At 63.1% G+C, this 14,822-nt stretch carries 11 protein-coding genes and 3 rRNA genes; 5 read left to right on the top strand and 9 right to left on the bottom strand.

Translation table 11 applies throughout. From position 1 onward, the window contains the following. Nucleotides 1-90: 90 nt before the first annotated feature. The gene (locus A5744_RS09300) at nucleotides 91-1,272 is read right to left on the bottom strand and encodes an acetyl-CoA C-acetyltransferase (RefSeq protein WP_076060310.1); all 1,182 of its coding nucleotides are present in this window, start codon (nucleotides 1,270-1,272) and stop codon (nucleotides 91-93) included. Between the two features lie 79 nt (nucleotides 1,273-1,351). Here A5744_RS09300 and mce point away from each other — a divergent pair, with 79 nt between their 5' ends. Further along, entirely contained in the window at nucleotides 1,352-1,810 is a 459-nt protein-coding gene (gene mce / locus A5744_RS09295; RefSeq protein WP_139329694.1) for a methylmalonyl-CoA epimerase, read from the top strand. Between the two features lie 10 nt (nucleotides 1,811-1,820). Here mce and A5744_RS09290 read toward each other — a convergent pair whose 3' ends face one another. Together A5744_RS09290 and nucS are read right to left on the bottom strand one after the other, a co-directional pair. Further along, on the bottom strand, nucleotides 1,821-2,114 hold the full coding sequence (locus tag A5744_RS09290; protein WP_076060308.1) for a hypothetical protein: 294 nt from the start codon (nucleotides 2,112-2,114) through the stop codon (nucleotides 1,821-1,823). Further along, nucleotides 2,114-2,785 carry an endonuclease NucS gene (gene nucS, locus A5744_RS09285; RefSeq protein ID WP_076060306.1) on the bottom strand — a complete coding sequence of 224 codons (672 nt, stop codon included), beginning with the start codon at nucleotides 2,783-2,785 and terminating at the stop codon, nucleotides 2,114-2,116. Before nucS ends, A5744_RS09290 begins: the two co-directional genes overlap by 1 nt. A gap of 44 nt (nucleotides 2,786-2,829) precedes the next feature. Here nucS and A5744_RS09280 point away from each other — a divergent pair, with 44 nt between their 5' ends. Next, nucleotides 2,830-4,440, top strand: a complete 1,611-nt coding sequence (locus A5744_RS09280) for an adenylate/guanylate cyclase domain-containing protein (RefSeq protein ID WP_076060304.1) — start codon at nucleotides 2,830-2,832, stop codon at nucleotides 4,438-4,440. Here A5744_RS09280 and A5744_RS09275 read toward each other — a convergent pair. Then, nucleotides 4,437-4,907 (bottom strand): VOC family protein, encoded by a 471-nt coding sequence (locus A5744_RS09275; protein ID WP_076060653.1) that lies wholly within the window; start codon nucleotides 4,905-4,907, stop codon nucleotides 4,437-4,439. The genes A5744_RS09280 and A5744_RS09275 overlap by 4 nt on opposite strands. A gap of 95 nt (nucleotides 4,908-5,002) precedes the next feature. On the opposite strand from A5744_RS09275, the gene A5744_RS09270 reads away from it, so the two are divergent. Together A5744_RS09270 and A5744_RS09265 are read left to right on the top strand one after the other, a co-directional pair. Continuing rightward, nucleotides 5,003-6,484 carry a DNA-3-methyladenine glycosylase 2 family protein gene (locus tag A5744_RS09270; RefSeq protein ID WP_076060303.1) on the top strand — a complete coding sequence of 494 codons (1,482 nt, stop codon included), beginning with the start codon at nucleotides 5,003-5,005 and terminating at the stop codon, nucleotides 6,482-6,484. Continuing rightward, nucleotides 6,481-6,978, top strand: coding sequence for a methylated-DNA--[protein]-cysteine S-methyltransferase (locus A5744_RS09265; protein ID WP_076060301.1), 498 nt, complete (start codon nucleotides 6,481-6,483; stop codon nucleotides 6,976-6,978). The genes A5744_RS09270 and A5744_RS09265 overlap by 4 nt, the downstream gene beginning before the upstream one ends. A gap of 57 nt (nucleotides 6,979-7,035) precedes the next feature. On the opposite strand, the gene rrf is transcribed toward A5744_RS09265, so the two are convergent. The 4 genes from rrf to murA form a co-directional block, all read right to left on the bottom strand. Beyond that, nucleotides 7,036-7,149: ribosomal RNA gene (gene rrf, locus A5744_RS09260) — 5S ribosomal RNA — on the bottom strand. Nucleotides 7,150-7,228: 79 nt separating this feature from the next. Continuing rightward, nucleotides 7,229-10,333 (bottom strand): 23S ribosomal RNA (locus tag A5744_RS09255). Between the two features lie 277 nt (nucleotides 10,334-10,610). Next, nucleotides 10,611-12,141 (bottom strand): 16S ribosomal RNA (locus tag A5744_RS09250). The 16S, 23S and 5S rRNA genes sit together here, the layout of an rRNA operon. Before the next feature lie 292 nt (nucleotides 12,142-12,433). Next, nucleotides 12,434-13,687 carry a UDP-N-acetylglucosamine 1-carboxyvinyltransferase gene (murA, locus tag A5744_RS09245; protein WP_076060299.1) on the bottom strand — a complete coding sequence of 418 codons (1,254 nt, stop codon included), beginning with the start codon at nucleotides 13,685-13,687 and terminating at the stop codon, nucleotides 12,434-12,436. A gap of 70 nt (nucleotides 13,688-13,757) precedes the next feature. On the opposite strand from murA, the gene A5744_RS09240 reads away from it, so the two are divergent. Then, nucleotides 13,758-14,339 (top strand): cob(I)yrinic acid a,c-diamide adenosyltransferase, encoded by a 582-nt coding sequence (locus A5744_RS09240; protein ID WP_076060652.1) that lies wholly within the window; start codon nucleotides 13,758-13,760, stop codon nucleotides 14,337-14,339. 34 nt (nucleotides 14,340-14,373) lie between these two features. On the opposite strand, the gene A5744_RS09235 is transcribed toward A5744_RS09240, so the two are convergent. After that, entirely contained in the window at nucleotides 14,374-14,817 is a 444-nt protein-coding gene (locus A5744_RS09235) for a DUF2550 domain-containing protein (RefSeq protein WP_076060297.1), read from the bottom strand. Nucleotides 14,818-14,822: the final 5 nt, after the last annotated feature.

Here is a 14,822-nt window from a genome sequence, read left to right as displayed (position 1 = left end):
TCGCCGCCCGAAAGGCCCTCGAGCGGCCCGTATGACGAAAATCACACCCGCCGCTCACCGCACGCGTCCCAGCAACGCCGTCCGGTCCAGCTAACCGGCCCGCAGAATCAGCGCGTCGCCCTGGCCACCGGCCCCGCAGAGCGCCGCCACGCCGTAGCCGGACCCGCGGCGCGCCAGTTCCAGCGCCGCATGCAGGGTGATCCGGGCGCCCGACATGCCGATCGGATGGCCGACCGCGATCGCGCCGCCGTTGACGTTGACGATGTCGGGATTCACGCCGAGTTCGCGCGTCGACGCCAGCGCCACCGCCGAGAAGGCCTCGTTGATCTCGACCACGTCGAGCTGATCAACGGAGATGCCCTCGCGGGCGAGTGCCTTCTTGATGGCGTTGGCCGGCTGCGACTGCAGCGTCGAATCGGGCCCGGCGACGACACCGTGCGCACCGATCTCGACCAGCCAGCTGAGCCCCAGCTGCTGCGCTTTGTCCTTGTTCATCACCACCACCGCGGCCGCGCCGTCGGAGATCTGCGACGCCGAACCGGCGGTGATGGTGCCGTCCCTGCGAAACGCCGGTTTGAGACCGGCCAGAGACTCGGCGGTGGTGTTTGCGCGGATCCCCTCGTCCTCGGTGAACTGCAGCGGATCACCCTTGCGCTGCGGAATGTTCACCGGCACAACCTCGTCGGTGAAGACGCCGTCCTTCCACGCCGCGGCCGCCTTTTGGTGGGACCGCGCAGCGAACTCGTCCTGTTCGGCGCGGGTGAACTTGTCGACGTCGTTGCGCTGCTCGGTGAGGGCTCCCATTGGCTGGTCGGTGAACACGTCGTGCAGGCCGTCGTAGGCCATGTGGTCCAGCACCGTCACGTCGCCGTACTTGTAGCCGGCGCGGCTGTCCATCAGCAGGTGCGGGGCCTTCGTCATCGATTCCTGGCCGCCGGCCACCACCACGTCGAACTCGCCGGCACGAATGAGCTGGTCAGCCAGCGCGATGGCGTCGATGCCGGACAGGCACATCTTGTTGATGGTCAGCGCCGGAACGTCCCAGCCGATGCCGGCCGCCACCGCGGCCTGCCGGGCGGGCATCTGGCCGGCCCCGGCCGTCAACACCTGTCCCATGATCACGTATTCGACCGCACTCGCCGGCACCTTGGCCTTCTCCAGCGCGCCGGCGATCGCGATGGCCCCGAGATCGCTGGCCGAGAAGTCCTTCAGCGAACCCATCAACTTGCCGATGGGTGTCCGCGCTCCAGCAACTATCACCGACGTCGTCATGGCTACCTCCTAGGCGTGCGCGGACGGCCGATTCAGCCACCCCGGAAATGCGCAATCTTTGCCGCCACGTTACCGTGATGTGATGACGACCGATCAAGTTGACGCCCGTCACCTCCTGGCAACCTCCTTGGTGACCGGCCTGGATCACGTCGGCATTGCGGTCGCCGACCTCGACGCCGCAATCACCTGGTATCACGACCACCTCGGCATGATCCTGGTGCACGAGGAAGTCAACGATGACCAGGGAATTCGCGAGGCGATGCTGGCCGTCCCCGGTACCACCGCGCAGCTCCAGCTGATGGCCCCGCTCGACGACTCGTCGACGATCGCGAAGTTCATGGAGAAGCGCGGGCCGGGCATTCAGCAGATGGCCGTTCGGGTCAGCGATCTGGACACCATCTGCGAGCAGCTGCGTGAGCAGGGCGTGCGACTCGTCTACGACGCAGCCCGGCGCGGCACAGCAAACTCGCGGATCAACTTCATCCACCCCAAGGACGCAGGCGGCGTCCTGATCGAGTTGGTGGAGCCGGCCTCCTAAAGCCCGGCGACTAAGACCACTTTCGGGTCGGGCCGCGCTTGGCGCGGTTGGTCCAGCACGGCGTGTGCCAATGCCGCCGGTCCTCGACGGCCGTGGGTGAATCAGCCGGCCACACCACCACATGCGCAGTGCCGGAACGGATTTCGTGGTCACATCCGGGACAGCGGTAGGTCTTGACGGCGCGAGCCGCGGCTACCGGGCGCACTTCGTACTCGTACCCATCCGACCCTGTTTCGATACGACGCAGCATTGCCGGCGGCCCTTCCGGCTGTCGTCGGGGTGGCGGTTTGCGGCGCGGACACATCAGAACAGCCTGTACTCGTCGTTGTCCATCCCGCGCATCTTGTCGTAATCCAGTGTTATGCAACGGATCCCGCGATCGGTGGCCAGCGTTCGCGCCTGCGGCTTGATCTGCTGAGCGGCGAACACCCCTTTCACCGGCGCCAGCAGGGTGTCACGATTGAGCAATTCGAGATAGCGGGTCAGCTGCTCCACGCCGTCAATCTCACCGCGCCGCTTGATTTCCACCGCGACCGAACCACCGAGTTCGTCGCGGCACAGCAGATCGACGGGGCCGATCGCCGTCATGTACTCCCGGCGAACCAACGTGTATCCCTCGCCCAGCAGTTGAACGTGCTCAGCGAGCAGTGCCTGCAGGTGAGCCTCGACGCCGTCCTTCACCAGACCGGGGTCGACGCCGAGGTCGTGGCTGGAATCGTGCTCGATCTGCTCGACGGTGATGCGCAGCTGCTCGCCCGCCTTGTTCTCCACCACCCACACCGGCACCTCGCCGCTGGCGTCTTCGCTCAACCAGCACGGCGGACTCATCCAGTTCAGCGGCTTGTATGCGCGGTCATCGGCGTGCACGCTGACCGACCCGTCGGCCTTGAACAGCAGCAATCTGCGCGCGGATGGCAGATGGGCGGTGAGTCGGCCGACGTAGTCGACGGTGCATTGGGCGATGACGAGGCGCACCCGACTCACCTTAGAGCGCGACAGACAAATAGGCTGGCGCCACCATGTCGGCCAACAAGACCCTGGCCCAACGGATAGGCCGGGTGCTGGAAAGGGTGACCCGTCAGAGCGGGCGCCTGACGGAAACGCCTGCCTACGGCTCCCTGCTTCTCGGCCAGGTGTCGGAGAGCCAGCGACGTCGGCGAGTACGCATCCAAATCATCCTGACTGTCCTCGTACTGGGGGCCAACCTGCTCGGCGTCGGGGTCGTTCTGCTATTGGTGGCGGTCGCCATTCCCGAACCCAGCGTGTTCGACGACGCGCCGGCGTGGCTCACATTCGCAGCCGTGCCGGCCTATCTCGCGGTCGCGTTCGCGCTGGGCGCCTTTTGGATTACCCGGCGCACCGTACTCGCACTGCGGTGGGCTATCGAGGGCCGTGCTCCGACTCGTAAGGACGAGCGCAACACTTTCATTGCGCCGTGGCGAATCGCCCTGGTGGACCTCGTGCTGTGGGGGGTCGGTGCGGTGCTGGCGACGATTGCCTACGGCCTCGTCAACACCCTGTTCATCCCGCGGTTCCTGTTCGGGGTGAGCTTTTGCGGGGTTCTGGTCGCCACCGGTAGTTACCTGCTCGCCGAGTTCGCGCTCCGGCCGGTGGCCGCCCAGGCGCTTGAAGCGGGACCACCGCCGCGGCGGCTGACAGCGGGAATCATGGGCCGGACGATGATGGTCTGGTTCCTTGGCTCCGGCGTGCCCGTCATCGGCATCGCCCTCCTGGCATTCTTCGAGGTGCTGCTGGGTAATCTCACCGAAACCCAGTTCGCGGTCGGCGTGCTGATCATTTCCTCGGCCACGCTGATCTTCGGTTGCGTCCTGATGTGGATCCTGGCCTGGCTGACGGCGACACCGGTGCGGGTGGTGCGCGCCGCCCTCCAGCGCGTCGAGGAGGGCAACCTTCGCGGCAACCTGGTGGTTTTCGACGGCACCGAACTCGGTGAGCTGCAGCGTGGTTTCAACCGAATGGTCGACGGTTTGCGTGAACGCGAGCGCGTGCGCGACCTTTTCGGCCGGCACGTCGGCCGCGAAGTCGCCCTGGCCGCGGAACGCGAGCGGCCCAAACTGGGCGGCGAAGAACGCCATGTCGCAGTCGTTTTCATCGATATCGTCGGCTCCACGCAATTGGTGACCAGCCACCCCCCGGCCGAGGTCGTCCGGGTCCTCAACCGGTTTTTCGCGATCGTCGTCGAGGAGGTGGATCGTCATTGCGGGCTGGTCAACAAGTTCGAGGGCGACGCGTCGCTGGCCATCTTCGGCGCGCCGAATCGCCTGGAGAATCCCGAGGACGAAGCGCTGGCCGCCAGCCGGGCCATCTGCAAGCGGCTTGCCAGCGAAATGTCCGACCTGGACGCCGGCGTCGGCGTGGCGGCGGGCCAGGTCGTCGCGGGCAACGTCGGCGCGCAGGAACGGTTCGAATACACCGTGATCGGCGAACCGGTCAACGAGGCCGCCCGGCTGTGCGAACTGGCCAAGTCGCACCCGGGCCGATTGCTGGCAACCGCCGACACCTTGCAGGCCGCAAGCGAAAAAGAAAGTGCCCGTTGGTCTTTGGGTGACACCGTGACGCTCCGTGGCCACGACAATCCCGTCCGGTTGGCCGTGCCGACCGGAGGCTAAGGCCGCCAGAGCTCCAACGTGGTGCGCGCGCCCGCGGGCAGCTCGAGTATTTCGACTGGGGTGCCGTCGGGGTCGTAGACGAAGAACATTCGCACCCCACCGATGTCGACCGCCGCCTCGGTACGCACGCCGGGATGCTGACGCCGCAGCGTTTCGTACGCGTCGTCCAGGTCGGCGACGCGGAACGAGATATTCGTATAGCCAAGGTGCGGCCCCGCCGGGGCAGCGGGCAGTTTACCGAGAAAGAGCAGCTCGACCATCGCGCCGCCGATCAGCCCCCCGATCATGCGGCCGTTCTGTGCGGCGCCACCCGTCACCGCGTCGAGTCCGGCTCCCTCCAGCTCGACATCGAAAACGACATCCATGCCCAGCACCGCCGTGTAGAAGGCCAACGACCTCTCCATGTCGGAGACGCCGATACACGCGTGGGAGAAGTTCTCCAGGGCGATGGGTTGCGGCTCGGTCATGAGGGCTCCTTTGCGGACGTTCGGGTTCACGGCGCGCCCACCACCATGTCGGTTTTCCGCCAGTTTTGTCGGCGGGCAGGTGTAACTGTTGAAGCGTGCACGAAGATTTCGAACGCTGCTACCGCGCGGTCCAGTCCAAGGACGCCCGGTTCGACGGGTGGTTCGTCACCGCGGTCCTGACGACGCGGATCTACTGCCGGCCCAGCTGCCCGGTGCGGCCTCCTTTTGCCCGTAACGTGCGGTTCTACCCGACCGCGGCGGCAGCGCAACGGGCGGGCTTCCGGGCCTGCAAGCGCTGCCGCCCCGACGCGTCCCCGGGCTCGCCCGAATGGAACGTGCGCGGCGACGTCGTCGCGCGCACGATGCGGCTGATCGCCGACGGCACCGTGGACCGTGACGGCGTCGGCGGCCTTGCCGCCCGTCTCGGTTACACCACCCGTCAGCTCGAGCGGCTTTTGCAGGCCGAGCTCGGCGCGGGTCCGCTGGCGCTGGCCCGCGCGCAGCGGGCGCAGACGGCCCGAGTGTTGATCGAGACCACACAGCTGCCGTTCGGCGACGTCGCATTCGCCGCCGGGTTTTCCAGCATCCGTCAGTTCAACGACACCGTCCGGCTGGTGTTCGAGAGCACACCGACGATGCTGCGCAAACAGGCGGCGGGACGGTCCGATGCGAATTCGCCTGGGGCGGTGAGTCTTCGACTTCCGGTGCGCACCCCGTTCGCCTACGAGGGCGCATTCGGTCACCTGGCCGCCGGCGCGGTACCCGGCTGCGAGGAGGTCCGCGACGGTGCGTACCGGCGCAGCCTGCGGCTGCCCTCCGGCAGCGCCGTGGTCACCCTGACACCGGCCGTCGATCACGTCCGCTGCGTGCTGGTGCTCGACGACTTCCGCGACCTCACCACCGCGATCGCCCGCTGCCGGCGCTTGCTGGACCTCGACGCCGATCCCGAAGCGGTCGTGGACGCGCTCAGCCGCGACCCCGACCTGTGCCCGGTGGTCGCCAAGGCGCCCGGACAACGCATTCCCCGCACCGTCGACGAGGCCGAACTCGCCGTGCGCGCGGTACTCGGGCAGCAGGTATCCACCAAGGCCGCGCGCACGCATACCGCCCGGCTGGTTGCCGCGTACGGCCGGCCCCTTGACGATGCCGCGGGCACACTGACTCATACATTCCCGTCCGTCGAGGAGCTCGCCGAGATCGATCCCGTCCATCTGGCGGTCCCCAAGGCAAGACAGCGCACACTCAGCGCCCTGATCGCCGGCCTCGCCGACGGAACCGTCGTGCTGGACAGCGGAAGCGAATGGGAAAGCGCGCGAAGGCAATTGCTCGCCCTGCCGGGGATCGGCCCCTGGACCGCCGAAGTGATTGCGATGCGCGGCCTCGGCGACCCGGATGCGTTCCCGGCGAGCGACCTGGGACTTCGGCTCGCCGCCGAGCGGCTCGGCCTGCCCAGCGATGAACGGACCTTGCTCGACCACAGTGCCCGCTGGCGACCCTGGCGGTCCTATGCCGTCCAGCACCTGTGGACCACGCTCGAGCATCCGGTGAACCATTGGCCACCTCAGGAGGTTGCATGATCAGCTACCGCACCATCGACAGCCCGATCGGCCCGTTGACGTTGGCCGGGCACGGCTCGGCGTTGACCAACCTGCGGATGGTCGATCAGACCTACGAGCCCAAACGAACGGACTGGTCAGCCGACCCCAAAGCATTCACTGACGCCGTCGACCAACTGGGCGCCTATTTCGCCGGCGAACTCACCGATTTCGACCTCGAGCTGGATCTGCGGGGCAGCGAATTCCAGCAGCGGGTGTGGAAGGCGCTGCTGACGATTCCGTACGGGGAAACCAGGTCGTACGGCGAAATCGCCGAACAGATCGGCGCCCCCGGCGCCGCGCGCGCCGTCGGATTGGCCAACGGCCACAATCCCATCGCGATCGTCGTTCCCTGCCATCGCGTGATCGGTGCCAGCGGCAGCCTCACCGGGTACGGGGGCGGGCTGGATCGGAAGCGAACCCTGCTGGAATTGGAGAAAAGACGCACGTCGGCGAATTTGACGTTATTCGACTAGGTTGCACCCGACGTCAAATGCAAAAACACCCCCGTTGCCGGGGGTGTTTTTGTGTATGTTCGGCGGTGTCCTACTTTTCCACCCTAACGGGGCAGTATCATCGGCGCTGACAGGCTTAGCTTCCGGGTTCGGGATGGGACCGGGCGTTTCCCTGTCGCTGTGGCCGCCGTAACTCTATTTAAATGTATTGGTGGGGGGTGTGGTGCGCCACGGCATTACTGCCAGGCGTTGGATCGTGGTTGCGATATGTGTTGGTAAGTTTTCGGCCGGTTAGTGCCAGTTCCCTGCACCCATTGCTGGGCTTCCAGGTCTGGCCTATCGATCCCGTGTTCTGCGGGGGGCCTTATCCCTCTAAAAGGGTGAGAAACCTGATCTTGGAGAAGGTTTCCCGCTTAGATGCTTTCAGCGGTTATCCTGTCCGAACGTGGCTATCCAGCGGTGCCCCTGGTGGGACAACTGGTGTACCAGAGGTTCGTCCGTCCCGGTCCTCTCGTACTAGGGACAGGTTTCCTCAAGTTTCTGACGCGCGCGGCGGATAGAGACCGAACTGTCTCACGACGTTCTAAACCCAGCTCGCGTGCCGCTTTAATGGGCGAACAGCCCAACCCTTGGGACCTGCTCCAGCCCCAGGATGCGACGAGCCGACATCGAGGTGCCAAACCATCCCGTCGATATGGACTCTTGGGGAAGATCAGCCTGTTATCCCCGGGGTACCTTTTATCCGTTGAGCGACACCCCTTCCACTCGGGGGTGCCGGATCACTAATCCCGACTTTCGTCCCTGCTTGACTTGTAGGTCTCGCAGTCAAGCTCCCTTGTGCATTTACACTCAACACCTGATTGCCGTCCAGGTTGAGGGAACCTTTGGGCGCCTCCGTTACATTTTAGGAGGCAACCGCCCCAGTTAAACTACCCGCCAGGCACTGTCCGTGAACCGGATATACGGTTCGACGTTAGGTGTCCAATACGATCAGAGTGGTATTTCAACAACGACTCCACAATTACTGGCGTAACTGCTTCAAAGTCTCCCACCTATCCTACACAAACCGTACCGAACACCAATACCAAGTTGTAGTGAAGGTCCCGGGGTCTTTTCGTCCTGCCGCGCGTAACGAGCATCTTTACTCGTAGTGCAATTTCGCCGAGTCTATGGTTGAGACAGTTGAGAAGTCGTTACGCCATTCGTGCAGGTCGGAACTTACCCGACAAGGAATTTCGCTACCTTAGGATGGTTATAGTTACCACCGCCGTTTACTGGGGCTTAAATTCTCCGCTTCACCCTTGCGGGTTAACGGGTCCTCTTAACCTTCCAGCACCGGGCAGGCGTCAGTCCGTATACATCGTCTTGCGACTTCGCACGGACCTGTGTTTTTAGTAAACAGTCGCTTCTCACTGGTTTCTGCGACCGGTTCCCGCTCCCAGCGAAAAGCTGTTCACGGTATGCCGGTCCCCCTTCTCCCGAAGTTACGGGGGCATTTTGCCGAGTTCCTTAACCATAGTTATCTCGTACGCCTCGGTATGCTCTACCTGACCACCTGTGTTGGTTTGGGGTACGGGCCGTGTGTGTGCTCGCTAGAGGCTTTTCTTGGCAGCAGAGGATCACCGAATTCACCTCAACCGGCTATGCATCACCTCTCAGGATTAGTGAGCGACGGATTTGCCTATCGCTCTCCCTACAGGCTTGCCCCAGTATTACCACTGACTGGTACGGCTACCTTCCTGCGTCACCCCATTGCTTGACTACTACCAGCGAAGGTCCCACGCAGCCCCGAAACTCCATGCCCCCGAAGGGGAATGGTCGATCCGGATTTGGGTGGTTAGTACCGCTGATTCGTCAGGGACGCTCACACACGGGTACGGGAATATCAACCCGTTGTCCATCGACTACGCCTGTCGGCCTCGCCTTAGGTCCCGACTCACCCTGGGCGGACTGGCCTGGCCCAGGAACCCTTGGTCTTACGGCGGGCAAGGTTCTCACTTGCCTTATCGCTACTCATGCCTGCATTCTCACTCCCCCACCCTCCACCACCGGTCACCCGGCGGCTTCGCGGAATGGGGGACGCTCCCCTACCCAACCTTGCGGTTGTCGCGGCTTCGGCGGTGTGCTTGAGCCCCGCTACATTGTCGGCGCACAATCACTTGACCAGTGAGCTATTACGCACTCTTTCAAGGGTGGCTGCTTCTAAGCCAACCTCCTGGTTGTCTTTGCGACTGCACATCCTTTTCCACTTAGCACACGCTTTGGGGCCTTAGCCGGCGATCTGGGCTGTTTCCCTTTCGACGTACGGAGCTTATCCCCCGCCGTCTCACTGCCACGCTATACACCACGGCATTCGGAGTTTGGCTGACGTCAGTAACCTAGTAGGGCCCATCGGCCATCCAGTAGCTCTACCTCCGTGGTGAAACACGTAACGCTGCACCTAAATGCATTTCGGGGAGAACCAGCTATCACGGAGTTTGATTGGCCTTTCACCCCTACCCACAACTCATCCCCTCAGTCTTCAACCTAAGTGGGTTCGGGCCTCCACGCGGTCTTACCCGCGCTTCACCCTGGCCATGGGTAGATCACTCCGCTTCGGGTCCAGAACACGCCACTACACCCCTTACGGGGATACGCCCTATTCAGACTCGCTTTCGCTGCGGCTACCCCACACGGGTTAACCTCGCGACATGTCCCTGACTCGCAGGCTCATTCTTCAAAAGGCACGCCATCACCCCACAAGGAGGCTCTGACGGATTGTAGGCACACGGTTTCAGGTACTCTTTCACTCCCCTCCCGGGGTACTTTTCACCATTCCCTCACGGTACTAATCCGCTATCGGTCATCGAGAAGTATTTAGGCTTACCGGGTGGTCCCGGCAGATTCACAGCGGATTCCACGGGCCCGCTGCTACTCGGGAGTTGATACAAGGCAGGTGCCGGGTTTTCGCGTACCGGGCTCTCACCGTCTATGGCGGACCATCCCAGGCCACTTCCGCTAACTACGACACTTTCTGACTGCCCCTCAGCCAGGTAGAGCTGAGACGTATCAATCCCACAACCCCGCACACACAACCCCTACCCGGTATCGCATGCGTGCGGTTTAGCCATGTTCCGCGTTCGCTCGCCACTACTAGCGGAATCACAATTGTTTTCTCTTCCTACGGGTACTGAGATGTTTCACTTCCCCGCGTTCCCTCCCGCACCCTATATATTCAGATGCGGGTAACACGACATAACTCGTGCTGGGTTTCCCCATTCGGAAATCCTCGGATCAACGCTCGGTTGACAGCTCCCCGAGGCATATCGCAGCCTCCCACGTCCTTCATCGGCTCTCGATGCCAAGGCATTCACCATGCGCCCTTAGACACTTACTAACACAAAAACCAAAGATAAAAATTACACATTTATGGACACGCCACCACGAGGGCAGCGCATCCTTAGATGCTCGCAACCACTATCCAATACTCAAACACCACACCCCACCACCAAGATGGGGGGACACCACTCAGATAAACCGGAGTGTTGCCTCAGGGCCCAATAGTGTGTCTGGCGGTCGTTTGCTGTTGTGCACCCGGCTTTCGTCCACTACAGACGAAAACCCCTCACGGCTTGCACCCCACCAATTGGAGTGCTTTTCGTGGTGCTCCTTAGAAAGGAGGTGATCCAGCCGCACCTTCCGGTACGGCTACCTTGTTACGACTTCGTCCCAATCGCCGATCCCACCTTCGACAGCTCCCTCCCAAGGGTTAGGCCACTGGCTTCGGGTGTTACCGACTTTCATGACGTGACGGGCGGTGTGTACAAGGCCCGGGAACGTATTCACCGCAGCGTTGCTGATCTGCGATTACTAGCGACTCCGACTTCACGGGGTCGAGTTGCAGACCCCGATCCGAACTGAGACCGGCTTTAAAAGGATTCGCTTAACCTTACGGCATCGCAGCCCTTTGTACCGGCCATTGTAGCATGTGTGAAGCCCTGGACATAAGGGGCATGATGACTTGACGTCATCCCCACCTTCCTCCGAGTTGACCCCGGCAGTCTCTCACGAGTCCCCGGCATTACCCGCTGGCAACATGAGACAAGGGTTGCGCTCGTTGCGGGACTTAACCCAACATCTCACGACACGAGCTGACGACAGCCATGCACCACCTGCACACAGGCCACAAGGGAACGCCTATCTCTAGACGCGTCCTGTGCATGTCAAACCCAGGTAAGGTTCTTCGCGTTGCATCGAATTAATCCACATGCTCCGCCGCTTGTGCGGGCCCCCGTCAATTCCTTTGAGTTTTAGCCTTGCGGCCGTACTCCCCAGGCGGGGTACTTAATGCGTTAGCTACGGCACGGATCCCAAGGAAGGAAACCCACACCTAGTACCCACCGTTTACGGCGTGGACTACCAGGGTATCTAATCCTGTTCGCTCCCCACGCTTTCGCTCCTCAGCGTCAGTTACTGCCCAGAGACCCGCCTTCGCCACCGGTGTTCCTCCTGATATCTGCGCATTCCACCGCTACACCAGGAATTCCAGTCTCCCCTGCAGTACTCCAGTCTGCCCGTATCGCCCGCACGCTCACAGTTAAGCCGTGAGATTTCACGAACAACGCGACAAACCACCTACGAGCTCTTTACGCCCAGTAATTCCGGACAACGCTCGCACCCTACGTATTACCGCGGCTGCTGGCACGTAGTTGGCCGGTGCTTCTTCTCCACCTACCGTCAATCCGAGAAAACCCGGACCTTCGTCGATGGTGAAAGAGGTTTACAACCCGAAGGCCGTCATCCCCCACGCGGCGTCGCTGCATCAGGCTTGCGCCCATTGTGCAATATTCCCCACTGCTGCCTCCCGTAGGAGTCTGGGCCGTATCTCAGTCCCAGTGTGGCCGGACACCCTCTCAGGCCGGCTACCCGTCGTCGCCTTGGTAGGCCGTCACCCCACCAACAAGCTGATAGGCCGCGGGCCCATCCCACACCGCAAAAGCTTTCCACCATAAAGCATGCGCTAAATGGTCCTATCCGGTATTAGACCCAGTTTCCCAGGCTTATCCCGAAGTGCAGGGCAGATTACCCACGTGTTACTCACCCGTTCGCCACTCGAGTACCCCCGAAGGGGCCTTTCCGTTCGACTTGCATGTGTTAAGCACGCCGCCAGCGTTCGTCCTGAGCCAGGATCAAACTCTCCAAACAAAAACCCCTCGATAACGAGGTGAATTTACAATCAGAGATACCTGACAAGACGCCAATATCTGGCATCAAAAAACGACCATACCCACACACGGGGGGTGCAAAGTATGGTCAAAAAACAACAACAAAAATAAAAACCACCAAACACACTATTGAGTTCTCAAACAACACTCACGCTTGTTTTCGCCCGCTTCGGGGCAACCCTGCCAGCTTAATATAAGTCCGGCAGAGGAGTCAAGCCCCGGTTTCGGTCGGCTTCAAGTGGCGACCGCGCCTGTTGGGCAACAACTTCCGACTACTCTACCCGTTCGATCTCGGCTCCCAAAATGGCCAGGTTCTCCACGAACAGCGGGTAGCCGCGGTCGATGTGGAAGACGTCGTGCACCTCGGTGTCGCCGTCCGCGACCAGCCCCGCGAGCACCAGGCCGGCGCCGGCGCGGATGTCCGAGCACCACACCGGGGCGCTGGAAAGTTGTGGCAGGCCGCGCACCACGGCGTGGTGGCCGTCGGTGCGAGCGTCCGCGCCGAGCCGGATCATCTCTTCGACGAACCGGAAGCGCGCTTCGAAAACGTTCTCCGTGATCATCGAGGTGCCGTCGGCGATCGACGCCAGGGCGATGGCCATCGGCTGCAGGTCCGTCGGGAAACCCGGGAACGGCAACGTCGCAACGTTGACCGCCTTCGGACGCTCGTATTGGGTCACGCGGAAGCTGCTGTCCGTCTGGGTGACCGTGGCGCCCGCGTCGTGCAATTTGTGCAGCACCACCTGAAGATGCGCCGGGTCAACGCCCGTCACCGAGATGTCCCCACGAGTCATGGCGGCGGCGATGCCCCACGTGGCCGCGACGATGCGGTCCCCGATCACCCGGTGCTCGGTGGGATGAAGTCGCGGAACACCGGTGATGGTCATCGTCGGGGATCCGGCCCCTTCGACCTGCGCGCCCATCTGGTTCAACATCGTGCACAGGTCGACCACGTCGGGTTCCCGCGCGGCGTTGTGAATCGTGGTGACACCCTCGGCGACGACGGCGGCCATCAGGATGTTCTCGGTGGCCCCCACCGACGGAAACTCCAACTGAATCTCCGCGCCACGCAGTGCATCCGCCTGCGCGACCACGCATCCGTGCTCGATGTTGCAGTGCGCGCCCAGCTGCCGCAGCCCCGCCTGGTGCATGTCGAGCGGACGCGATCCGATCGCGTCACCACCGGGCAGCGCGACCCTGGCCCGTTTGCATCGCCCGACCAGCGGCCCCAGCACGCACACCGAGGCCCGGAACTGGCGCACCGCCGCGAAGTCGGCGTCGTACTTCGGTTCGTCGGGTGAGGTGATTCGGGCGGTGTCGCCGTCCAGTTCGACGGTCGCCCCCAAACCACGCAAAACCTCCGCCATCAGCGGCACGTCGAGGATGTCGGGGCAATTGGTGATGGTGCTGGTGCCTTCGGCCAGCAGCGTCGCGGCCATGAGCTTGAGCACGCTGTTCTTGGCGCCTCCGACAGCGACTTCGCCTGACAACCGGTTGCCGCCGGTCACCACGAATCGCTCAGACACCCGCGTCAGTCTAGTGAAGCGGTTTCGGCTTGTCAGTCAGGTCAAGTCCGGCAGCCGGTACCGTTTTGTCATGGCAATACACCTGACCCGGATCTATACGCGAACCGGCGACGACGGGACCACTGGATTGAGCGACTTCTCGCGGGTCTCGAAAAACGACCCCCGGCTGGTGGCGTACGCCGACTGCGACGAGGCCAACTCGGCGATCGGCGTGGCGATCGCCCTGGGTCAGCCGGACAACGAAATCGCGGACGTCTTGCGCCAGATCCAGAACGACCTGTTCGACGCCGGCGCCGACCTGTCTACCCCCGTCGTGGAAACTCCCGAATACCCCCCGCTGCGCGTAACCCAGGCCTACGTGGACCGGCTCGAACGGTGGTGCGACACATACAACGAGCCGTTGCCGGCCTTGAATTCCTTTGTGCTACCGGGTGGTTCGGCGTTGTCGGCGCTGCTGCACGTCGCTCGCACGGTGGTACGGCGGGCCGAGCGGTCGGCGTGGGCCGCGGTCGATTCCCACCCGGAGGGCGTCAACGTGCTGCCGGCGAAATACCTCAACCGGCTCTCGGATCTGCTTTTCATTCTGTCGCGGGTGGCCAACCCCGGCGGAGATGTGCTCTGGAAACCCGGCGGCGGCGCGCCCGGAGGCTGAGGCGAGCGGCCAAATCGGCTCGGCCGCCGGGGTTTCAGACGCTGCGACGACGCGCGCGCGGCGACGGGCGGGACTCCAGCCACGACAAGAACGCGGTCAACGCGCCCTGATCCAGGGCGAGCTCATAACCGGACCTGCGGTCCTGCGTGGTGTCGCGCAGTTCTAGGACGACGATCTCGTCGGTCATGATGTCGAACTCGTCGCCACGCGGCGCACGCCGGGCCACGATCTCCACACCGCGCCGGCTGAGCCGACGATCGGGCCACAAACGCAGGCTGGACAACCGGTAGAACGCGGCCTCGCCCCCGCGGTAGCGGATCACGCCGTGCCGCCAGCCGTGACCACCCACCGCGGGGATGTCCCGCATGATTCCCGCCGTGCCGCCCTGGCGCAGCTTCCACAGCCGATAACTCAACGCAACGACGGCCGCCGCTAACAGGACGACGAGCACGACCATGCCGACCATGGGCGCGCTCATCGGCG

Source organism: Mycobacterium sp. IS-1264, from assembly GCF_001954195.1.
GTDB lineage: Bacteria > Actinomycetota > Actinomycetes > Mycobacteriales > Mycobacteriaceae > Mycobacterium.
This window is presented reverse-complemented; position numbering and strand designations above follow the sequence as displayed.